Raw genomic sequence first — 22,300 nt, forward strand, 5'->3', positions numbered from 1 at the left:
TAGGTCTGGAGGGTTCGCTGCTGTTCATCAGCGCCTCACCTCCTAGGTCTCGCAAGCCTTGTTCTGACAACCACGCAAGGGTAACACCCGAGTTATCGCCCCCATACACCAAAGCGTTACAGCATCATTGGCAACGCCTTCGGCGGCGGGGGCGACAGCTCTGCCCGTTCAGGCCTTGGCAGGCAGGGTGGCCGGCTTGAAGGCCGGACGGGTCGCCTCGTACGCCGAGATGTCGGCCTCGTGGGACAAGGTGATGCCGACGTCGTCCAGGCCGTTGAGCAGCCGGTAGCGCGTGTAGTCGTCGATCTCGAAGGGCGCGGAGAGCTCGCCGGCCGAGATCGTCTTGTTCTCCAGGTCCACGGTCACCTTGGTGCCTGGGTCGTTCTCGATCGTCGACCACAGCTGCTCGACGACGTCCTGCGCGACGAGCGCCGCGAGCAGCCCGGCCTTGCCCGAGTTGCCGCGGAAGATGTCACCGAACCGCGAGCAGACGACGACGCGGAAGCCGTAGTCGAGCAGGGCCCAGACCGCGTGCTCACGCGAGGATCCGGTGCCGAAGTCCGGCCCGGCCACGAGCACCGAGACGCCGTCGTACTGCGGCTGGTTCAGGACGAACTCGGGATCGTTGCGCCAGGCAGCGAACAGCCCGTCCTCGAAGCCGGTCCGGGTGACCCGCTTCAGGTACTCGGCCGGGATGATCTGGTCGGTGTCGACGTTGCTGCGGCGCAGCGGGGCCGCCGTACCGATGTGCTGGGTGAAGGCATCCATGATTTCTGTGCTCCTCAGACGTTCTCGGGGACGGCTACGTCCAGCGGCTGCAGGTCGGCGGGAGCGGCGAGCGTCCCGGTGACTGCGGTGGCGGCGGCGACCAGCGGCGAGACCAGGTGGGTGCGGCCGCCCTTGCCCTGACGGCCTTCGAAGTTGCGGTTCGAGGTGGAGGCGCTGCGCTCTCCGGGAGCCAACGTGTCCGGGTTCATCCCCAGGCACATCGAGCAGCCCGCGCCACGCCATTCGGCGCCGGCGTCCTTGAAGATCCGGTCCAGACCTTCGGACTCGGCCTGCAGCCGGACCCGGCCCGATCCCGGTACGACGAGCATCCGGGTGCCGTCGGCAACCTTCCGCCCGGCGAGCACTCCGGCCGCGGCGCGCAGGTCCTCGATCCGGCCGTTGGTGCAGGAACCCAGGAAGACCGTGTCCACCTGCACCTCGCGCAGCGGCGTACCGGCCGTCAGGCCCATGTACTCCAGCGCGCGCTCGGCGGCGATCTTGTCGTTCTCGTTGTCGAAGTCGTCCGGCGACGGCACGTTGGCCGACAGCGGCACGCCCTGGCCCGGGTTGGTGCCCCAGGTGACGAACGGTGCGACGTCCTCGGCGCGCAGCTCGATCTCGCGGTCGAACGTCGCGTCGTCGTCGGTGGCCAGGCTGTTCCAGTACTCGACCGCGGCTTCCCAGTCGAGGCCCTGCGGCGCGTGCGGCTTGTCCTTCAGATACGCGTACGTCGTCTCGTCCGGCGCGATCATGCCGGCCTTGGCGCCCCACTCGATCGACATGTTGCAGATCGTCATCCGCGCTTCCATGCTGAGCGCGCGGATCGCCTCACCGCGGTACTCGACGATGTAGCCCTGGCCGCCACCGGTGCCGACCTGCGCGATCAGCGCGAGCACCAGGTCCTTGGCCGAGACACCGTCGGGCAGTACGCCGTCGACCGTGACCGCCATCGTCTTCGGGCGGGCCTGCATCAGCGTCTGGGTCGCCAGCACGTGCTCGACCTCGCTCGTACCGATGCCGAAGGCAATCGCACCGAACGCGCCGTGCGTAGAGGTGTGGCTGTCACCGCAGACCACCGTCATGGCGGGCTGGGTCAGGCCGAGCTGCGGGCCGATCACGTGCACGACGCCCTGGTCGGGGTCGCCGAGCGTGTGGATCCGGACGCCGAACTCCTTGGCGTTCTTGCGCAGCGTGTCCACCTGGGTGCGCGACACCAGGTCGGCGATCGGCTTGTCCACGTCCAGCGTCGGGACGTTGTGGTCCTCGGTCGCGATCGTCAGATCCGGGCGCCGGACCTGCCGCCCGGCCAGGCGCAGACCGTCGAAGGCCTGCGGACTGGTCACCTCGTGCACCAGGTGGAGGTCGATGTAAAGGAGGTCGGGCTCTCCGTCTGCATGGCGCACAACATGCGCGTCCCAGACCTTTTCCGACAACGTCCTACCCATCAGACTCGCTCCCTTAGATACTTGTCCCACCCCGCCGCCCCGGTCGGTTCGGCTTCCTCTTGGTGAGGTGCTTTCGCTCACAGTGCTCTCGATCGAGGCCCCGAAGCGACTTGCGTTCCACGATTCGAGACGGCAGTATCGTCTCATGGACAACTCTAGCGGAGTCGGCGTGCTCGACAAAGCAGCTCTCGTTCTGTCCGCACTCGAGTCCGGGCCGGCGACCCTGGCCGGACTCGTAGCGGCCACGGGGCTGGCCCGGCCGACGGCACACCGGCTGGCGGTGGCTCTCGAGCACCACCGGCTGGTCGGCCGGGACATGCAGGGACGCTTCGTGCTCGGCCCGCGACTCAGCGAGTTGGCCTCCGCCGCCGGTGAGGACCGCCTCCTCGCGACCGCCGGTCCGGTGCTGGCCCGTCTGCGTGACATCACTGGTGAATCCGCCCAGTTGTTCCGTCGCCAGGGCGAGTACCGCGTCTGTGTCGCGGCGGCCGAGCGCCCGTCCGGTCTGCGCGACACCGTGCCGGTCGGCAGCCAGCTGACCATGGCAGCCGGCTCAGCTGCTCAGATTCTGCTTGCCTGGGAGGACCCGGAGCGCATGCACCGCGGCCTCCACAACGCGACCTTCAACGCGGCCGCACTGGCCGGCGTGCGGCGTCGCGGCTGGGCGCACTCGGTCGGCGAGCGTGAGCAGGGTGTGGCTTCAGTGTCCGCACCGGTCCGCTCCCCCAGCGGCAAAGTGATTGCTTCCGTCTCCGTATCGGGCCCGATCGAGCGCCTGTCCCGTCAGCCCGGCCGCATGCACGCCCCGGCCGTCATGGCCGCAGCCGAGCGCCTCTCCGAAGCTCTGCGCCGCGCCTCGGAATAGCTAGCAGCCGCAGGAAGTGCGCGGTACCAGCTCATAGTCCAGGACCACTCTGGCCGCCTCCCGATCGGAGGCGGCCAGTAGTACGTCTACGGCCCGCCGCGCGATCTCGTCGACCGGCTGACGCACACTGGCCAGCGGTGGAATCGTCACCGCACACTCATCGGTGCCGTCGACCCCCATCACCGCGACGTCCTCCGGCACCTGCAGTCCGGCTTCCCAGGCAGCGAACAGCACCCCGAACGCCTGCTCATCGGTAGCGCAGTAGACAGCCCGAGGCGGCCGCTTCTGCTGAAACCAAGCCTGTACGGCGTCCCGCGCCGCGAACCGCGACACCGGGCCAGCGGCGTACCGCACTGTCGTCTTGGGGTGCTTTTCCAGCGCCCGCTCCACACCGGCCCGGTGCTGCGCCGTACCGGGTGAGTCTTCTGGCCCTGTTAATACAGCCAACGTTTTGTAGCCATGGGCCAGCAAGTGATCCACCGCAGCCTCAGCCGCAGCCACGTAGTCGATAGACAGCGTGGAGACCGTCACACCATCTGGCACCGGATGCAGCGCAACCACCGGCACACCGGCCGAGTGGAACCGCCGGATCGCCGGCTCCGCCAGCAACGACACCAGTACGACGCCATCCACCTTCCGCTCGATGAACGAGCCGATGTGCGCGGACTCCTGAGCCGGATCGCCCGCCGAGTCACCGATCAGCAGCAGGTGGCCGTGTGCTCGGGCCACGATCTCCAGATGCTCGGTCAGCGTGGCGAAGAACGGGTTGCGGACCTGCGGAATCAACAGCCCTAAAGAGAAGGTGCGACCAGCACTCAGCGCACGGGCTACCGCGTTCGGCTTGTAGTCGAGCTCGGCCGCAGCCTCCAGCACCCGCTGCCGGGTGGTCGCGGCTACTGGCCGCGGGCCGTTGTTGAAGACATAGCTGACCACCGCGGTGGACGTACCGGCCCGCTCGGCGACATCACGAGCCGTCGCCATCGGTCTCCCCACTCGCGGCCACGATGCGCGCGGTGATCTCCTCGGCAGCGGCGGCAGTGTCGAGCTCGGTCACGATGCGCACGGTACCTGTCGGATCCGGTGCGAACGTACTGAGACCGTCGTCCGCGATGGTGATCCGACCACGCGGCGACAGGGTGAACAGATCCGGCCGGGACAGGGTCAGCACCGCGATCGGGTCGTGCGGAACGTTCCACGTCTCCTTCCAGTACGCCCACCACTGCTCGATGTCCGCACCCAGCGCAGCACCGAGCGCCCCGGCGGCGCGGATCCGCTGCAGCAGGTCGGCACCGATCGTGACCTGCTGAGTGATCTCGATCGCGGTGATCGTGGTCGGGATGCCGGCGGTGAGGACCGTCCTCGCGGCCACGTGGTCGCTCTTGAAGTTGTGCTCCGGCTTGGCGTCCGCACCGAAGTGGCCGCCCATCACCCAGAGGTGGCGGATCCACTGCGCGACCTGCGGCTCCAGCTCGAGTGCGGCGGCCAGATTGGTCAGTGGGCCGATCGCAACGACATCAAGCTCACCAGGGTTGGCTTGCAGCCGTGCGACCAGGTCCTCGGGCGCACTGCCCGGTGCGAACGTTTCTGACTCCAGATCGTCGTGCAGCGTGCCCTCGTGCCCGGGCCACCACACTTCGCGGCCCGACAACGGTTCCGCCGTACCGGCCACGACAGTGAGGTCGCGGCCGGCCAGAGCGCCGTACCGGCGGGCCAACCGCGCGCGCAGCCGGGTGTCGCCGTACACGGTGTGGGTCGCGACCAGCTCCAGGCTGGGGGTGCCGAGGATGAGGGCCAGTGCCATCGCGTCGTCGACGTCCGAGCCGATGTCGGTGTCCAGGATCAGTTGCCTTGTGGAAAACATGGTCCCCCTACTTGAGTCCGCTGCTGGAGACGGACTGGACGAAGTACCGCTGGAAACCCGCGATCACAGCAAGCGGGATGATCGTGAGGACGACGGCACCGGCGAACACCAGGCCGTAGTCGGTGAAGTTCTGCCCCTGCAGATTGGCGAGGGCTACCGGTCCGACGATGTGCTTGGCGTCAGTACCTATTAACAGGGGCCAGACGTAGGACTGCCACTGGAAGAGGAACAGCATCAGCCCGGCGCCGATCAGCGCGGGCTTGGACAGCGGCAGATAGATCCACCGGAACACCCCGAACCAGCTGAGTCCGTCCAGCCGGCCGGCCTCGACCAGCTCGGTCGGGATACCGAGGAAGAACTGGCGGAGCAGGAAGATCGCCATCCCGTTGCCGATCCCGGGCAGGATCAGTCCGGTGAAGGTGTTGGTCAGGTTCCAGTCCCGGAACATCGTCGAGAGCGGGATCGCGATCGCGTCGAACGGCACCAGGAAGCTCAGTACGACGATGCCGAACGCGAGCCCGCGGCCGCGGTACTGGAACGCCGCCAGGCCGAAGGCGGCCGAGGCACAGACCGCGAGACCGAGCAGCACGGTGGCTGCGCTGACCAGGATCGAGTTGAGCGTCGCGCGACCGATCTCGCCGCCGAACAGGTCGCGGTAGTTGAGCAGTGTCGGGCGCAGTTCGAAGAACGACTCCCAGGTCAATGGGCTCAGGTGGGCGAACGTCTCCGCGCCGGGGCGCAGCGAGTTCGTGACGACCCACAGCAGCGGGATGAAGAAGAGCAGACCGATCACGGCACCGAGCGCCGACAGGCTTATCCGTCTGGTCACTGGTCACCTCGCAGCAGCCGGAACTGCCCGGCCACGATCGCGAGGGTGAGCGCGACGAGCAGGACGACCTCGGCCTGGGCGACGTGGATGTCGCCGAGTGCGTAGGCGCGGGTATAGACGTCGTACATCAGCAGGTTGCTGAAACCGTTCGGTCCGCCTTTGGTGAGGATCTGCACGGGCGCGAAGACGAGCAGGTTCGACACGGTGTCGGCGACGAGCACGAACGCGAGCGGCCGCCGTACCAGCGGGAGCGTCACGGAGATCATCCGGCGCCAGGCACCGGCGCCGTCGAGCAGCGCGGCCTCGCGGATCTCGTCGGGGATGTCCTGGATGCCTGCGATCAGGAAGAGCATCCAGTAGCCGACACCGATCCAGGACAGCAGCACGATCAGGGCCGGGAGCACCTGACTCGCCGAGGTCAGGAACGGCTGATCCGGCAGACCGAGCCGGGCCAGGAAGCTGTTCGCGATTCCGTCCGGCCGGTAGATCACGCTCCAGATCACCGCCGAGACCGCTGGCGGTGTGGCGATCGGCAAGATGACGAGCGTCCGCCACAGTCGGGCGCCGGGGGCGCGTTGGGTGAAGAGCACGGCGAGCAGGAACGACGCGACGACCTGGATCGGATTCACCAGCACCGTGAACAGCAGGGTGACGCCGACGGATTGCCGGAAGTCCTTGTTCGCCAGCAGATCCGTGTAGTTGCTCAGGCCGACGAAAACTCGGCCGCCGCGGAGCAGGCTCTCGGCATAGAAGCTCTCGAAGAGGGCGTAGATCGCCGGGCCGATCCGCAGGACAGCGAGGCTGATCAACGCCGGCGCCAGGAACGCGAGCGCGATCAGCCCTTGCCGCTGCTTCTTCACCTGATCGCCCCACTCACCGTATGGACCGCCAGGCCTCCGTCAGCTGACGGGTTGCTTCGGCCAAGCGGGCGTCGGGTTCGCTGCCGTTGCGGATGTCGGCGAACGCCTTACCCATCACTTCCTCGAACTGGATGTAGCCGACGCTCACCGGCCGCGAGGTCGCCGTACTGGCTGCCTCGTACGCCGTGATCGCGGACGCGCCCGCGGTATGCGCACCGGAGTAGGCGTCCATCGCCGGCAGGTACTGCTTCTGCGCCTCGAGGTTGGCCGGGATGATCGTGGTCGTCTTCGTGGTGGCGAGGTTGCCGGCCGCGTCGAGCGTCGCGAACTCGGCGAACTTCCGCGCCATCTCCTGCTGCTTGGACGCCGGGTTGATCCCGAGCGACCAGGACCCGGTCGGCGTGGCCGGTTTGCCACCGGCGAAGTACGGCATCGGCGCGACACCCCAGTCGAACTTGGCGCTGCCGAAGATCTTCAGATCCCACGGACCACCGACGAAGAACGCCGCGTTGCCCGTGCTGAACACGGGCCCGGTCTGGAAGCCACCGATCCCCCGCGGTGACAGTCCGCTCTTGTACGTCGCGCCGTACCACTGCATGGCCTTCTTCCAGCCGTCGGTCTCGACGGCCGGGGTGAGCGCGTCGGCACCGGTGATGCCGGAGCCACCGCCGAGCGACTCGGCCAGCGGCTGCAACTGGTAGTAAGCCTCAGGCTGCTCGACGAACAGGCCGTACTTGGTCCCCGCCTGCTGTGCCTTGCGCCCGGCCGCCTCGACCTGCTCCCAGGTCCAGCGCCTGGCCGGATCCGCGGTCGGCGGGGTGACCTGCGCCTTGGCGAGCGCGGCCTTGTTGTAGAAGAGGAACTGGGTCGAGTTCCACATCGGCAGCGACCACAGCTTGTCGCGGAAGTGATTGACCTTGTACGCCGTCTCGCCGAACGAGGTCTTCGCTCTGGCGTCCAGCTCGGTGAGATCGACCAGGAAACCCTTGGCCGCGAGCTGCGACACCCGCGGCTCGTCCACCGTGTAGACGTCGATCCCGGCATCCTTCGCGCTCAGCCGCTGCTGCATCGTCGCGTTGAACTGGTCGAACGGGATCTGCGTGTACGTGACCTTGATCCCCGGGTTCTTCGCCTCGAACGCCGCGATCACCGGCTGGTACGTCGCCGCGTTGTCCGTCCCGGTGAACGTGATCGTCCCCGTCGCCGGCCCCGCGTCCCCGCCGGCCGGCTTGTCTCCCGATCCCCCACACCCAGCCACCAGCAACGCCACCACCACCGCGAGCACCACACTCCGCTTCATGGGCACCTCTCAAGACACACGAGCCGAGGAATCTAAGCGGTTAGACTAAGCGCTTAGATCCACCGATGTCCAGGCCCCCGCAGGCCAACCTCCCCAAACCAGTTTGGGGAGCAGAACCCACCGATTCCGGTTCACAGCGCTCCCCGAACCAGACAGGCAGCAACCCGCCGATGCGTCCGGGCCTGGGACCGATCTGCCGCCGGCAACCACCGCGATGGTTCGGCAGGGAATGCAAAGCGCCCCTCATCGATGATGAGAGGCGCTTGTCTCTGGTAGCCCCGACGGGATTCGAACCCGCGCTACCGCCTTGAGAGGGCGGCGTGCTAGGCCGCTACACAACGGGGCCAGAGTTTTGTCAGCCGGTCCTTGCGGACCGGGCAACGAGGTTGAACTTTACCGATTTTCATCGGTGCGGTCCAATCCGCTGGGGTACTAGGACTCGAACCTAGACTAACTGAACCAGAATCAGACGGGCTGCCAATTACCCCATACCCCAAAGGCATTTTCATTCAAAAAAAGACCACTGCGCTGGCTTGGAGAGTTTGTTTCCGCCCTCACCAACCCGGCTCGGAGAGCTTACCCGAGCCACCCGCCGGACACCAAAACGAGGTCCCGTGGGCGGGTTGTCACTCCCGTCACACCAGTCGCGGCATCGGCGTCAGCGGCAGGTCCGACTCGGTCTCGAGCTTCGTCCGGCGACCGATCCAGAGCGCGATCGCGCCGAACAGGACGAACTTCGCGATGTCGATGAGAACGACTGACCACGGTGCGTCCTTCGCCCCGAGGCTGGCGCTCACGCTGTCGGTCAGAGCGGCGTACACGAAGGCCACGATGTTGTTGGCGGCGTGGGCTGCGATGCCTGCCTCGAGTCCGCCGGTGCGGATCGCTAGCAGTGCCGCGACGAGCCCGAAGACGAAGCGATCCAGGAACAGCGCCGGGCTCTGCCAGGGCAGCACGTTGTGGGCCATCGTGAAGAGAACCGTGGTGACGAGGACTGCGACCACCGGATTGCGCATCAGGGCACCGCAGGCCTGCAGCAGGTAGCCGCGGTAGTAGTACTCCTCCCCCGCCGACTGGATCGTCGAGGTCAGCAGCACGACCACGATCAGAGCCGCCGCATCCGGCGCCGGGCGGTCACCTCTGCCGACCAGATCGATGTCGAGGGTCCTGATCGCGAGCAGCGACAGCAGCTCCACCAGCACGGCAGCCCCGGCGAACCAGGCCAGCGGCCGCCAGCGGATGCGGCCGAGCACCGAGGACAACAGGCCCGGTGTCTGCCGATTGAGCCGCTGGGCGACGATGAAACTCAGCGGGATGAACGCGGCCAGCGACAGGTTGTTGGCGAGCAGCGTGACCCACGACGTGGTGCCCTCGGGATCCGCATGGATGGCTCGGGCGGTGCTGATGAACAGGATCGACACCACTGCCCAGCCGGCCCAGATGGCCAGTGCGCCGAGGACGACGTACCCGGCGGGGCTCTGCTCGTTCTTCAACAGCCGTTGGTACGTCGGGCCCATCAGTGCTCCACCTTCACGCGCGCCTGCTCGATGCGCCGGAGTGAAACCTCCCGGCCGAGCAGCTCCATCGATTCGAACAGCGGCGGCGAGACGCGGCGGCCGGAGATGGCCACCCGAACTGGGCCGAACGCCTTCTTCGGCTTCAGGCCGAGACCGTCGACCAGCGACGACCGCAGCGCGGCCTCGATCGCCTCGGTGGTCCACTCGACGTCCGCGAGCGCCTTGGCCGACGCCTCCAGCACCGTCCCGGCGTCACCGGCCAGCACCTTCGCCGCAGCGTCCGGCTCGATCGCGAAGTGCCGTTGGCCAGGCTCCGCCAGGCGGGGTTCGCCGGCGAACAGGAACCCGAGCAACTCGACCGACTCGGCCAGCGCATCCATCCGCTCCTGCACCAACGGTACGGCGGCGCGCAGTACCGCGAGTTGATCGTCGCTCGGTACGGCGGGCAGGTATCCGGCCTTGACCAGGAACGGGACCGTACGGGCGGCGAACTCGTCCTGCGGCAGCATCCGCATGTGCGCGGCGTTGATCGCCTCACACTTCTTCTGGTCGAAGCGGGCCGCGTTCGAGTTCACCTTGCGGATGTCGAAGGCCTCGATCATCTCCGCCATCGTGAAGACGTCGCGGTCGTCGGCGATCGACCAGCCGAGCAGGGCCAGGTAGTTCAGCAGGCCCTCGGGCAGGAAGCCCTGGGTGCGGTACTCGTCCAGGCCGGCGCCGAGGTCGCGCTTGGACAGCTTCTTGTTGCCCTCGGAACCCATCACCATCGGGAGATGCCCGAAGCGGGGAGTCCGGCCGCTGCCGATCCCGATCTCGGCCAGCGCCTCGTACAACGCGATCTGGCGCGGTGTCGAGGACAGCAGGTCCTCGCCGCGCAGCACGTGGGTGATGTTCATCAGGGCGTCGTCGACCGGGTTGACCAGCGGGTAGAGCGGGTAGCCGTTCGCCCGGACCAGGACGTAGTCGCCGAGGTTCTCCGGGAGGAAGGTGATCTCGCCGCGGACCAGGTCGTCGAACACGATCGGCCGGTCCGGCATCCGGAGCCGGACGACCGGCCGGCGGCCCTCGTCGAGGAAGACCTTCCGCTGCTCGTCGGTCAGTGCCCGGCAGTGGCCGTCGTACCCGCTGGGCTGTCCGGCCGAGCGAGCGGTCTCGCGGCGGTCGTCGAGCTCCTCCTGCGAGCAGTAGCAGTGATACGCCTTGCCGGCCGTCATCAGCTTGGCGACGATGTCGGCGTAGACGTCCATCCGCTCGGACTGCAGGTACGGACCGAGGTCGCCGCCGACGCCAGGGCCTTCGTCCCAGGTCAGGCCCAGCCACTGCAGGGCGTCGAGCGTGTACTCGAGCGCCTCCGGCGTGTTGCGGCTGCGGTCGGTGTCCTCGATCCGGAGCACGAGCTTGCCGCCGTAGTGCCGGGCGAAGGCCCAGTTGAACAAGGCGCTGCGGATGTTGCCGACCGTGAGCAGGCCGGTCGGGGACGGTGGGAACCGGACCCGGACCTCGGCCGGAGCAAGGCCGCCCAGGACGTCGGAGTCGTCGCGAGCGGGCCGATCAGTCACGCACGATCACCCTGTTCGTCAGCGTTCCGAGGCCCTCGACGGTGACCGAGACGGAGTCTCCGGGCAACATCGGGCCGACGCCGGCCGGCGTACCGGTCAGCACCACGTCGCCGGGCAGCAGCGTGGTGAACGAGGTGATGTAGGCCAGCACGGTCGGGATGTCGAAGATGAACTGCGACGTCCGCCCGTCCTGCTTGGTCTCGCCGTTCAGGGTCGTGGTCACCCGCAGATCCGCCACGTCGAGGTCGGTCTGGATCCACGGGCCGAGCGGGCAGAACGTGTCGTAGCCCTTGGCGCGGGCCCACTGCCCGTCGGACTTCTGCAGGTCCCGAGCGGTCACGTCGTTGGCGATCGTGTACCCGAAGATCACCTCTTCGGCGCGCTCCTTGGGCAGATCGCGGCAGATCCGGCCGATCACGATCGCCAGCTCACCCTCGAACTGGAGGTCGTTGGTCTGCTCGGGGTAGACGATGCCGTCCAGCGGACCGACCACCGAGGTGTTCGGCTTCAGGAAGATCATCGGCTCCTTCGGCACCTCGTTGCCCAGCTCCGCGGCGTGCGCGGCGTAGTTGCGGCCGACGCAGACCACCTTGCTGCGCGGGATCACCGGCGCCAGCAGCCGGACGTCGGCCAGCTGCAGCGTCTCCCCGGTGAGCTGGACCGGCCGGTAGAGCGGGTCGGAGTCGAGGAGGGCGACGGTACCGACGAGCCCCTCGGGGTCATCGGTCTCGACGATGCCGTACTTGGGTTCGTCGTCGACGGAAAATCTGGCGATACGCACGGGCTGAGCCTACCGTCGCTGGAGAATGAGACAGTGGTGCGGTGACAACCGAGATCCGCCAGGCCCTTCCGGAGGAGTACGACGAGGTCGGCGAACTGACCGTGGCGGCGTACTCGCACGACGGCTTCGTCCGCGGTGAGTACGCGATGACGCTGCGTGCTGCGGCGGACCGGGCCGCCAAGGCCGAGCTGTGGGTCGCGGCGGACGCGACCGGCCTGCTCGGCACTGTCACCTACTGCCCGCCAGGCTCGGTGTACCGCGAGATCGGGCGGGACGACGAGGGCGAGTTCCGGATGCTCGGAGTCGCCGGTCGCGCGCGTGGACTGGGGATCGGGACCACACTGACCGAGCACTGCATCGAGCGGACGCGTGAGCTCGGCCTGCCCCGCATCGTGCTCAGCTCGGCTGTATATATGCAGACTGCGCACCGGATCTACGAACGCCTGGGCTTCACCCGCCTGCCCGAGCGTGACTGGTCGCCGATCCCCGGCCTCGACCTCTACGCGTTCGCTCTCGAGCTGTGACTACGACAACGCTGCCTCGCACCCTGGCGCGCGCCGACTGGGAGCCGCTCGAGCGCGCCCACACCGAGCGTGCCGATGCGCTGATGGCCGGTCATCTCGCCCGCAAGCAGCGCCGCGAACCGCACCCGGTCGAGGACTTCCTCTTCACCTATTACCCCGTGCGGCCGAAGCAGCTCCGCATCTGGCACCCCGGCCCGGGCGTCCAGCTGCTCGACGCCCCGTCGTACGAGGGACGCAAGGGTTACCGGTACGTCGATGGCGCGGCCGGATTGGACCCTGCCGAGATCGAGCGGCGGAGGGAGAGCATTACCTGGATCCGTGCTCTGCTCGGAGCCACGCTGGATCGCCAACCGCAGTTCGGGTGTTTCGGGCTGCACGAATGGGCCATGGTGTACCGCGCGGACGCCGTACGGCATGAGAAGTGGCCGCTGCGATTGGGGGCCGAGGGCACCGATCAGGTGGTGGAGTCGCACAAGATCGGCTGCTCGCACTTCGATGCCTTCCGGTTCTTCACCGACGAGGCCCGCCCGCTGAACCTTCTGCAGCCGACCCGCGAGTCGCAGCCCGCGCTCGAGCAGGGCGGTTGTCTGCACGCGAACATGGACCTCTACAAGTGGGCCACCAAGCTCGCGCCGTTCACTCCGAGCGCGCTCGTGCTCGACTGTTTCGAGCTGGCCCGGGACATCCGCACGCTCGACATGCGCGCCTCGCCGTACGACCTGGCCGCACTCGGGTACGACGCGGTCCGGATCGAAACGCCGGCCGGGAAGGCCGAGTACGCCGCCGCCCAGCGCACCTTCGCCGGCCGGGCCCGCCCGCTCCGCGAGCAACTCGTTGCCCTCTGCGACGATCTTCTCGGCTAACCTCCGCCCATGGGAAAGATTGTCTCCATCGCTTTCGGCGTGCTGCTGACCGTGCTCGGCGTTGTCTGGGCACTGCAGGGGCTCGGCTATCTCAAGGGCAGCTCGATGACGGGCAGCTCACTGTGGGCCATCGTCGGACCGATCGTCGCCGCCTTCGGCGTCTCGCTGCTGTACGTGGCGATCCGCGGGCCGCGCCAAAAACGCTGACCGTCCGGAGGTTGCGCCGTACCCGTGGTTCAATTTTGGCGTGACGAGCCAGACCACAGGGGCACGGACCCCGGCCAAGGCCGCTTTGCTGATCGGCGCCCTCGGCGTCGTCTTCGGTGACATCGGGACCAGTCCGATCTACACCATCCAGACGATCTTCAACCCGAGTGACCCGCACCCGGTGCCGGTGTCCACCGAGAACGTGTACGGGATCATCTCGCTGATCTTCTGGTCGGTGACGATCATCGTCACGCTCAAGTACGTGCTGCTGGTGCTGCGCGCCGACAACCACGGCGAGGGCGGCATCCTGGCGATGATCACGCTGATCCAGAACATCCCCCGGTCGAGCGGCCGCCGGACGACGGTGATCCTGGCCGGGCTCGGCATCTTCGGCGCCTCGCTGTTCTTCGGCGACTCGATGATCACGCCGGCCATCTCGGTCCTGTCCGCGGTCGAGGGCATGAAGGTGATCGAGCCGGGGCTGGACGTCTGGGTGGTACCGATCACCGCGGTCATCATCATCGGGCTGTTCAGCGTGCAGAAGCACGGCAGCGGCCGGATCGGCCGTTCGTTCGGACCGATCATGATCGTGTGGTTCACCGTCCTCGCCGTCGCCGGGATCGGCGGCATCGTCGACCACCCGAGCATCCTCAAGGCGCTCCTGCCGACCTACGCGATCGGCTTCCTGACCGGTCACTTCGGGATCGCCTTCTTCGCGCTGGCAGCCGTCGTACTGGCGATCACCGGCGCCGAGGCCCTGTACGCCGACCTCGGCCACTTCGGCCGGCAGCCGATCACGCGGGCCTGGCTGTTCATGGTCTTCCCGGCCTGCATCCTGAGCTACCTCGGCCAGGGCGCCCTGGTACTCGAGGACCCGAACGGGTTCACGAGCCCGTTCTTCCTGCTGGTGCCCGAGTGGGCCCGGATCCCGATGGTGGTCCTGGCCACCGCCGCGACCGTGATCGCGTCCCAGGCCGTCATCACCGGCGCGTTCTCCGTCGCGCACCAGGCCGTCCAGCTCGGCTACCTGCCGCGGCTGCGGATCCAGTACACCTCGACCGAGACCGCCGGGCAGATCTACGTCCCCTGGGTGAACTGGGCGCTGATGATCGCCGTACTCACCCTGGTCTTCGCCTTCGAGACCTCGGCCGCACTGGCCTTCGCGTTCGGTATGGCGGTCACCGGGACCATCGTCATCAACTCGCTGCTGTTCTTCTACATCGTCCGTAAGCAGTGGCAGAAGCCGTTGTGGATGGTCGTCATCGGTGCGGCCTTCTTCCTGTCGGTCGAGCTGCTGTTCCTGGGCGCGAACCTGACGAAGTTCGTGCACGGCGCCTGGCTGCCGCTGCTGATCGCGGTCACCGTCTTCATCGTGCTCACCACCTGGCAGCAGGGCCGCCAGCTCGTCACCGCCAAGCGCGAACGCGAAGAAGGCGAGCTCCGCGAGTTCATCGACACCCTGCACGAACGCCCGATCACCCGCGTCGACGGTACGGCGGTCTTCCTGAACCGGGGCAATACCACGGTCCCGCTCGCGATGCGGGCCAACGTCGAGCACAACCACGTCCTGCACAAGAACGTGGTCATCCTCTCCATCGAGACCCTCACGGTCCCACACGTCCCCGACGACGAGCGCGTCGTGGTCGACTCCCTCGGCTACACCGACGACGGCATCATCCACGTCACCGCCCGCCTGGGCTACGTCGAGAACGCCAACGTCCCCGCCATCCTCGAACAAGCCGCCGCCCACAGCACCGAACTCACCGTCGACCCCGACGACACCTCCTACTTCCTCTCCGCCATCGAACTGAAACTGGGCGACGCTCCCGGCATGCCCCGCTGGCGCAAACACATCTTCCTGGCCACCACAGCCATCACCGCCGACGCCGCCGAGTACTTCCACCTCCCCCGCGAACAAGTAGTAATCGTCGGCTCCCAAATCACCGTCTGACCACCCACCCACCTTGCTGCCCGACCCTCAACTTTGTGCACGACCGGCATCTTTGAGAACCCACCAACCACCCCGACCCCGCAAAAACGGTTGCTGGGCGCCCAAAGATGGGCTGCCGGCCCAAAGTGGAGCCCCCCGCCCAAAGACACGCCCACCCACCCTTGTGCACGACCCGCAACTTTGAGAACCCACCAACCACCCCGACCCCGCAAAAACGGTTGCTGGGCGCCCAAAGATGGGCTGCCGGCCCAAAGTGGAGCCACGCGCCCAAAGAGACGCCGACCCACCCTTGGGCGCGATGGATGACTTTGGGGGCGCCCCGACCGTTTTCGCGGGGTCGGAGTGGTTGGTGGGTGCACAAAGATGCGGTACGGCGTGCTGGTGGGCGCGGGCGTTAGGGTGGCGCGGTGGACTTCGAGGGGATCGAGCGGCTGCGCGACAGGCATCCTGCCTGGCGGTTGCTGCGAGCGGGGAACGCTCCCCTGACGCTGTCGTTCCTGGGGCGGTTCTTCGTGGAGGAGAACCACGGGGCGACGGCTGCTACCGCGCTGGTGTCGGCGCTCGACGACGACCTGTACGCGTTGAACTCGGCCGATGCCGAGCAGCCTCGGTATCCTCGCCGCGCTGTGGACTACCTCGAGGACTGGGCGGCCACGGAGTCGGGCTGGCTGCGCCGCTTCTACCCGTTGGGCTCGGACGAGGTTCACTACGACGCCACCCCTGCCTTCGAGAAGGCCTATTCATGGGTCGCTGGTCTGCAGGTCAGAACGTTCGTCGGTACCGAGTCCCGGCTGCACACCGTCGTCGACCTGTTGCGCCAGATCGTGCACGGCACCGAAACCGATCCGGAGGTACGGCTGGCCGAGCTTCGATCACGTCGCGCCGCGATCGACCGGGAGATCGCCGAGGTCGAGGCCGGCACCATCACCGTTCTCGACCGGGCCGCGCTGCGGGATCGCTACCAGCAGTTCGCGGGCACCGCCCGAGAACTGCTTTCGGACTTCCGGGAGGTGGAGGAGAACTTCCGCGGTCTCGACCGGGCCGCTCGGGAGCGGATCGCTGCCTGGGAAGGCAGCAAGGGCGAACTCCTCGCCGAACTGGTCGGCAACCGCGCCGATATCGACGGATCGGACCAGGGCCGCAGCTTCCAGGCCTTCTACGACCTGTTGCTGTCCGACGCCCGCCAGGACGAACTGTCGGCGCTGCTCGCACAGGTCCAAGCGCTCGATCAGATCGATTCCGACCAGCGCCTGCGGACGATCCATCACGACTGGTCCGAAGCGGCCGAACGCACTCAGCGCACCGTACGGCAGATCTCGGAGCAGCTCCGGCGTTTCCTCGACGACCAGGTCTGGCTGGAGAACCGGCGGGTGGTCGATCTGGTCCGGCTGGTCGAGACCGCTGCCTTGGCCAGCCGTACGGCGCCGCCCCAGATCGGACTGGAGATCGACGAGCCCGGTATCGCGGTCGCCCTGCCCTTCGAGCGCCCGCTGTATGATGCGACTCCGGCAGCCAGGGTGGACAGCCTGCTCTCCCCCGTTGACGACGCGACGGTGGACGTCGCGACTCTGCTCGACCAGAGTTTCGTCGACCAGGTCCGGCTCGCCGCCAACATCCGATCCGTCGTACCGCCGCGAAGCTCCGCCTTGCTCAGCGACATCGTCGCACTGTTCCCGCTCGAGCACGGGGCAGCCGAAATCATCGGCTACCTCGCGCTGACCGACGACGACCTGGAGGTGGCGATGGACGAGGCCGACGAGACCTTGATCGAGTACGCCGAAGGTGACGTCGTACGGCGGGCCCGCCTGCCGAAGGTGACGGTGACGCGGCAGTGAGGACTCCTGAGGAACACGCCATCGCCGCCGCCATCATTCGATTGATGCGCGGTGTCACCTATCGGGAGACCGACGAGGAGACCTGGTCGGCGCTGCAGCGGCACGGCTCGGCTGTTCGCGACCACTTCACCACCATCGGCGTCGACGTGGTCGTCGACGACACGGAGGGATACGCATACCTTCGCAGCCAGGACGACGACGAGGGCGACGATCCGCTACCCCGGCTGGTGATCCGGCGCAGCCTGACCTACAACGTGAGCCTGCTGCTCGTCCTCCTGCGCAAGCGGCTCGTGGAGTTCGAGACCACGGACGGCGAAGGCAAGCTGGTACTGAGCCGGGACGAGATCGTCGAGCTGTTACGCCTGTTCCTCACCGACTCGACCAACGAGGCGCGGATGATCGACCAGGCTGAGACGACGATCAAGAAGGCCGCGGAGCTCGGCTTCCTGCGTCAACTCCGTGGCGACACCGGTCAATGGGAGGTCCGGCGCATTCTGAAGGCGTACGTCGATGCGCAGACGCTGTCGGACTTCGCCGGCAAACTCCAGGAGTATGCGGCCACCATGACAGGCGGCGGCGATGAGTGACGGCCTGTTCTCCCAGGTCGAGCTCCAGACGGACAGTCGCGCCGGCTATCGCCTCCACCATCTGGAGGTCTTCAACTGGGGCACCTTCGATCAGCGAGTCTGGGTGCTCACCCCAGGCAGTGAGACGGCGTTGCTGACCGGCGACATCGGTAGCGGCAAGTCGACACTCGTCGATGCGGTGACCACTCTCCTGCTGCCTGCCAACAAGATCTCGTACAACAAGGCCGCCGGCGCCGAGGCCAAGGAACGCACACTGCGCAGCTACGTCGAGGGGCACTACAAGTCCGAGCGGATCGAGTCGTCCGGCGCGTCGAAGCCGATCGGCCTGCGCAACCACACGGCGTACTCGGTGCTGCTCGGAGTCTTCGTCAACGAAGGCTACGGCGAGACCGTGACACTGGCGCAGGTCTTCCACCAGAAGGACAAGGCCGGTCAGCCGGACCGCTTCTTCGTCACCTCCGCCAAGGAGTTGTCGATCGAGGCGGAGTTCACCGGCTTCGGATCCGACCTCAACGACCTGCGGCGACGCCTGCGCGGCCTCGGTGCGCGGATCGACACCGTCTTCCCCGAGTACGCCCGGCACGCCCGCCGGCTGCTGGGGATCAGGTCCGAGCAGGCGATGGAACTCTTTCATCAGACGGTGTCGATGAAGTCGGTCGGCAATCTGAACGAGTTCGTCCGCAACCACATGCTGGAACCCGCCGACGCCGCCGACAAGGTCAAGGGAATCGTCGCGCACTTCGAGGACCTGACCAAAGCACACGACGCGGTACGGCGTGCTCGCGATCAGCTCGAGGCCCTGCGCCCATTGGTTGCCACGAGCGACAAGTACGACGACGCGCTGCGCCGCCGGGAGAGCGCCGAACGGCAACGCAACGCCGTCCGGAGGTTCTTCGCCGAGCTCCGGATCCGCTTGCTCGGCGAGGAGATCGAGGCGAACGGGACGGAACGCTCCCGGCTGGATCAGCAGGTCGTCGCCGGGCAGCGTTCGTACCAGGAGCTGGGCCAGGCCCGGGAACAGCTCATCGCCGACCGCTCGCGAGCCGGTGGCGACCGCGTGAGCCAGCTGGAGTCCGAAGCTGCCACGGCTCGCACTCAGGCGACCGAGCGGAAGGAACGGCGGGACGGCTTCGACCTTCGGGTCCGGGCCGCGGGCCTGGACGCCGTCGCCGAGGCCGACGGTTTCGCCGCTCTGGCCCGTCGGACCGCTGGGCTGCGCGACGAGGTCGAAGCCAAGCAGCGCAGGCTGGACGAGGAGTTCGGCGAGTGCGTCGGACGGCGCACCGAACTGCGCCGGCAGGGCGAAGAGACGCGTGCGGAGCTGACCAGCCTGGCCGGCCGCACGAGCAACCTGCCGAGTAGTCAGCTCGACGTACGCTCGCAGCTGTGTCAGGAACTCGGGATCGAGGAGAGCGAACTGCCGTTCGCCGGTGAGCTGATCGACGTCGGCGAGGAGTTCGCCGAGTGGCGTGGCGCGGCCGAACGCGTCCTGCGCGGATTCGCGCTGTCCCTGCTCGTGCCCCAGCAGCACTACAGCGACGTTGCCACCTGGGTCAACGATCATCGGCTGACCTACCGCCGCAACGACGGCAAGGTATCCGGTAGCCGTTTGGTCTACGAGCGGGTCGCGGCCCGCCGGGTCCCGTTGCGGCCGGGCGAGTCCTCCCGATCGTTGCTTCTGGCCCATACCTTGGACCTCGCCGACGGCCCCTTCCAGGACTATCTGCGCGACGAACTCGTTCGACGCGCGGACTATCGGTGTGTCGATTCCATCGAGCGGTTGCGCGACGAGAACCGGGCCGTCACCCGCGAAGGACAGGTCCGCTCGGGCGCGCGGCACGAGAAGGACGACCGGTCCAGGGTCGATGATCCGCGGACGTGGGTGCTTGGCTGGGTCAACGAGCGCAAGATCGCGGCCCTCACCGCGCAACTCGTCGAGCAGCAGGAGCAACTGCTCGCCGTCGACCAACGCCACGAGGCGCTCGCCACGGAACGCGGCGATGTCAGCGGCATCTTGACGGCCCTCGCGAATCTCGACGTCTACACGTCCTGGACCGATCTCGACTGGACCGAGGCGGCCGCGCGGGCCGAGGCCGCGGATGCCGAGCGGGAACGGCTGCTCTCCGGCTCCTCCGCGCTCGCCGAGATCGAAGCACGGCTGATGACGAACGCCGAGGCCGCCAAGGAACTGCAAGCCGGACTGACGAAGCTGACCGGCGATGTCCGCGTGCTCGAGGACCGGATCAGCCGCGCGGAGTCGGCCCGGCAGGCCGATGAGCGCTTCGTCGCCGAGCAGACTCCCGCGGCGGCCACCAACGCCAGAGCGTCGTACGGCGAGCTGGACGCCAGGCTCGGCGCTTCCGTGCCGCGCGAGTCGGCCGCGTGTGCTGGCGCAGCGGAGACGGTCACCGCGGACCTGCAGGCCGCGATCGACAAGATCGGGCGCGAGATCGGCGGCTACACCCAGAGCATCCTGCAGTACATGCACGAGGTACGGCGGCGCTGGCCGGAGGCGACGACGGAGATGGACGCGAGCGTCGAGGCCCGGAAGGAGTTCCGGGACTTCCACGACCGGGTCGCCGGCGACGATCTGCCCCGGTTCGAGGCGGAGTTCAAGCGCCAGCTGAACACCAACACGATCCGCGAGCTGGCGCAGTTCAACAACTGGCTGCGGCGGCAGTCCGACGAGATCCACACGCGGGTCGCCCGGATCAACGAGGCTCTCGGAGCCATCGACTACAGCCCCGGGCGCTACATCACGCTGGTCGCCGAGCGAACGGTGAACCAGGAGGTCCAGACCTTCCGCAGCGACCTGCGCGCGGCGACGGACGACACCCTGGCACCGGCGGACGACCAGTACTCGGAGCAGCGCTTCCTGGATGTGCAGCGGATCATCGGCCGGTTCCGGGGCCGTGACAACCACGCCGACGCCGACAAGGCCTGGACCCGCCGGGTCACCGACGTCCGTAACTGGTTCACGTTCTCGGCGTCGGAGCGCGATCGGGAGACCGACCAGGAGTGGGAGCACTACCGCGACTCCGACGGCAAGTCCGGCGGCCAGAAAGAGAAGCTCGCCTACACGATCCTCGCGGCCTCGCTGGCCTATCAGTTCGGCCTCGAGTGGGGCGCCGACAAGTCGCGTGACTTCCGGTTCGCCGTCATCGACGAGGCGTTCGGCCGGGGTTCGGACGCTTCGACGCGCTATGCGCTGGAGCTGTTCGCGAAGCTCGGTCTGCAGCTTCTCATCGTCACGCCGCTGCAGAAGGTCCACGTGATCGAGCCCTATGTGAAGGCGATCGGCTTCGTCGACAATCCGGCCGGCAACAACTCCCGGCTGCAGACGCTGACGATCGAGGAGTTCCAGGCGCGACGGGCAGGCGGCCGCGCTTGACCGGCTGGACGACCGTGGCCGACATCCGGGCCCGTGTCCGGCGCCGTTGGGACGACGGCAGTCTGCTGCGCGCACTGGCCGATGGGGACCAGTTCCCTGCTGTCGAGGTCGCCCTCCGCGGTCCGCGAGCCGCCCAGATCGGCGACGATCTCGGCGCGGTCCGGACCTGGATCTCAGCACTGGACACCGGTCGCCGCGGTGACACGCACTACAGCCTCGACTACGCCGCGATCGGTGGCCGGCTGATCGGCCGCAACGAGTTGCCCACTCGCGCACGGATCACGACGTACAGCCAGGCGTGGGCGCTGCTCGGCGTGAGCAGCGAGGTCCGGGCCTATACGGAGGTTCTGGCCCTCACGACCGACGAGCCGGCCATCCGGTCCTGGGTGGCTCGCCAGCCGCTGCGAACCCTCGCCCTCGGCCCGGTGTGGCCACAACTGCTGACGGCCTGTCGCTGGCTCACGGAGGCGCGTGGCTCGGCGCGCTACCTGCGCGAGATCAGCGCACCAGGCGTCGACACGAAGTTCGTCGAACAGCATCGGGCGGTGATCGCCCAGCTCCTCGGAGTCCCCTCGTCGGCGCCGAACTTCCTTGCTGCGCTGGGGCTGCAGGCCAAACCTGAGACCGTTCGGTTGCGGCCTGACCCCAGCCTCGGGCTGCTGGACGGATTCTCCGAAGCGACCGTGCGGCTGGCGGAGCTGGCGCTGCTCGAGCTCGACGTGCGGACGGCTGTGATCGTCGAGAACGAGATCACGTTCCTGAGCGTTCCGGTCCCAGCCGGTGGCATCGTCTTGTGGGGCAAGGGCTTCGAGGTGAACCGCCCCGGGTCGCTGCCCTGGCTCCGGGACGCGGACGTGCGTTACTGGGGTGATCTCGACACTCACGGATTCGCGATCCTGAACCAGGTCAGGGCCTGGCTGCCGCAGGCCCGATCGTTCCTGATGGACCGCGACACGCTGCTCGCGCACCGTGAGCGTTGGGGACACGAGAGCTCGCCCACCGCGGCCAACCTCGAACGGCTCAGCCCGGACGAGGCGGAGCTCTACGCAGATCTGGTCGCGGACCGGTTCGGTGACCGCATCCGTCTCGAACAGGAACGCATCGATTGGGCCTGGGCCACGGAGCGTTTCGGCTACTGATGTGCTGGGCGTCATCGG

At 67.6% G+C, this 22,300-nt stretch carries 19 protein-coding genes and 2 tRNA genes; 9 read left to right on the forward strand and 12 right to left on the reverse strand.

The features are described from left to right. Nucleotides 1-168 precede the first annotated feature (168 nt). Both leuD and leuC read right to left on the reverse strand, forming a co-directional pair. Entirely contained in the window at nt 169-768 is a 600-nt protein-coding gene (gene leuD / locus OG474_RS02725; RefSeq protein ID WP_405060567.1) for a 3-isopropylmalate dehydratase small subunit, read from the reverse strand. A gap of 14 nt (nt 769-782) precedes the next feature. Beyond that, the gene (leuC, locus tag OG474_RS02730; RefSeq protein ID WP_405060568.1) at nt 783-2,213 is read right to left on the reverse strand and encodes a 3-isopropylmalate dehydratase large subunit; all 1,431 of its coding nucleotides are present in this window, start codon (nt 2,211-2,213) and stop codon (nt 783-785) included. A 145-nt stretch (nt 2,214-2,358) separates the two neighbouring features. Between leuC and OG474_RS02735 the strand changes: the two genes are divergently transcribed. Next, a complete protein-coding gene (locus tag OG474_RS02735; RefSeq protein ID WP_132176781.1) occupies nt 2,359-3,078 on the forward strand; it encodes an IclR family transcriptional regulator in 720 nt (239 codons plus the stop codon). On the opposite strand, the gene OG474_RS02740 is transcribed toward OG474_RS02735, so the two are convergent. The 10 genes from OG474_RS02740 to OG474_RS02785 form a co-directional block, all read right to left on the reverse strand. Further along, a complete protein-coding gene (locus OG474_RS02740) occupies nt 3,079-4,059 on the reverse strand; it encodes a LacI family DNA-binding transcriptional regulator (protein ID WP_405060569.1) in 981 nt (326 codons plus the stop codon). After that, nucleotides 4,043-4,939 carry a nucleoside hydrolase gene (locus OG474_RS02745; protein WP_405060570.1) on the reverse strand — a complete coding sequence of 299 codons (897 nt, stop codon included), beginning with the start codon at nt 4,937-4,939 and terminating at the stop codon, nt 4,043-4,045. The genes OG474_RS02740 and OG474_RS02745 overlap by 17 nt, the downstream gene beginning before the upstream one ends. 7 nt (nt 4,940-4,946) lie before the next feature. After that, complete coding sequence (locus OG474_RS02750) at nt 4,947-5,768, reverse strand: carbohydrate ABC transporter permease (RefSeq protein WP_405060571.1); 822 nt, start codon at nt 5,766-5,768, stop codon at nt 4,947-4,949. Beyond that, entirely contained in the window at nt 5,765-6,628 is an 864-nt protein-coding gene (locus OG474_RS02755; protein ID WP_405060572.1) for a carbohydrate ABC transporter permease, read from the reverse strand. The genes OG474_RS02750 and OG474_RS02755 overlap by 4 nt, the downstream gene beginning before the upstream one ends. Nucleotides 6,629-6,641: 13 nt before the next feature. Further along, nucleotides 6,642-7,928 (reverse strand): extracellular solute-binding protein, encoded by a 1,287-nt coding sequence (locus tag OG474_RS02760; RefSeq protein ID WP_405060573.1) that lies wholly within the window; start codon nt 7,926-7,928, stop codon nt 6,642-6,644. 270 nt (nt 7,929-8,198) lie between these two features. Continuing rightward, nucleotides 8,199-8,274, reverse strand: a tRNA-Glu gene (locus OG474_RS02765). Between the two features lie 78 nt (nt 8,275-8,352). Further along, nucleotides 8,353-8,424, reverse strand: a tRNA-Gln gene (locus tag OG474_RS02770). Nucleotides 8,425-8,563: 139 nt separating this feature from the next. Next, the gene (locus OG474_RS02775) at nt 8,564-9,445 is read right to left on the reverse strand and encodes a CPBP family intramembrane glutamic endopeptidase (protein ID WP_405060574.1); all 882 of its coding nucleotides are present in this window, start codon (nt 9,443-9,445) and stop codon (nt 8,564-8,566) included. Further along, complete coding sequence (gene gltX, locus OG474_RS02780; RefSeq protein ID WP_405060575.1) at nt 9,445-11,004, reverse strand: glutamate--tRNA ligase; 1,560 nt, start codon at nt 11,002-11,004, stop codon at nt 9,445-9,447. The genes OG474_RS02775 and gltX overlap by 1 nt, the downstream gene beginning before the upstream one ends. Continuing rightward, the gene (locus OG474_RS02785) at nt 10,997-11,785 is read right to left on the reverse strand and encodes a fumarylacetoacetate hydrolase family protein (RefSeq protein WP_405060576.1); all 789 of its coding nucleotides are present in this window, start codon (nt 11,783-11,785) and stop codon (nt 10,997-10,999) included. Before OG474_RS02785 ends, gltX begins: the two co-directional genes overlap by 8 nt. Before the next feature lie 41 nt (nt 11,786-11,826). On the opposite strand from OG474_RS02785, the gene OG474_RS02790 reads away from it, so the two are divergent. From OG474_RS02790 to OG474_RS02825, 8 genes are all read left to right on the forward strand, one after another. Beyond that, on the forward strand, nt 11,827-12,309 hold the full coding sequence (locus OG474_RS02790; protein WP_405060577.1) for a GNAT family N-acetyltransferase: 483 nt from the start codon (nt 11,827-11,829) through the stop codon (nt 12,307-12,309). Then, nucleotides 12,306-13,172, forward strand: a complete 867-nt coding sequence (locus OG474_RS02795) for a 3-methyladenine DNA glycosylase (protein WP_405060578.1) — start codon at nt 12,306-12,308, stop codon at nt 13,170-13,172. Before OG474_RS02790 ends, OG474_RS02795 begins: the two co-directional genes overlap by 4 nt. A 9-nt stretch (nt 13,173-13,181) precedes the next feature. Beyond that, a complete protein-coding gene (locus tag OG474_RS02800) occupies nt 13,182-13,379 on the forward strand; it encodes a hypothetical protein (RefSeq protein ID WP_405060579.1) in 198 nt (65 codons plus the stop codon). Between the two features lie 40 nt (nt 13,380-13,419). Beyond that, entirely contained in the window at nt 13,420-15,330 is a 1,911-nt protein-coding gene (locus OG474_RS02805; RefSeq protein WP_405060580.1) for a potassium transporter Kup, read from the forward strand. Nucleotides 15,331-15,737: 407 nt separating this feature from the next. After that, the gene (locus OG474_RS02810; protein ID WP_405060581.1) at nt 15,738-17,165 is read left to right on the forward strand and encodes a DUF3375 domain-containing protein; all 1,428 of its coding nucleotides are present in this window, start codon (nt 15,738-15,740) and stop codon (nt 17,163-17,165) included. After that, nucleotides 17,162-17,752, forward strand: a complete 591-nt coding sequence (locus OG474_RS02815) for a DUF4194 domain-containing protein (protein WP_405060582.1) — start codon at nt 17,162-17,164, stop codon at nt 17,750-17,752. The genes OG474_RS02810 and OG474_RS02815 overlap by 4 nt, the downstream gene beginning before the upstream one ends. Next, a complete protein-coding gene (locus OG474_RS02820) occupies nt 17,745-21,143 on the forward strand; it encodes an ATP-binding protein (protein WP_405060583.1) in 3,399 nt (1,132 codons plus the stop codon). The genes OG474_RS02815 and OG474_RS02820 overlap by 8 nt, the downstream gene beginning before the upstream one ends. Beyond that, entirely contained in the window at nt 21,140-22,282 is a 1,143-nt protein-coding gene (locus tag OG474_RS02825; protein WP_405060584.1) for a Wadjet anti-phage system protein JetD domain-containing protein, read from the forward strand. The genes OG474_RS02820 and OG474_RS02825 overlap by 4 nt, the downstream gene beginning before the upstream one ends. Nucleotides 22,283-22,300 lie beyond the last annotated feature (18 nt).

This window comes from Kribbella sp. NBC_01505, from assembly GCF_045040285.1.
In the GTDB taxonomy this organism is placed as follows: domain Bacteria; phylum Actinomycetota; class Actinomycetes; order Propionibacteriales; family Kribbellaceae; genus Kribbella.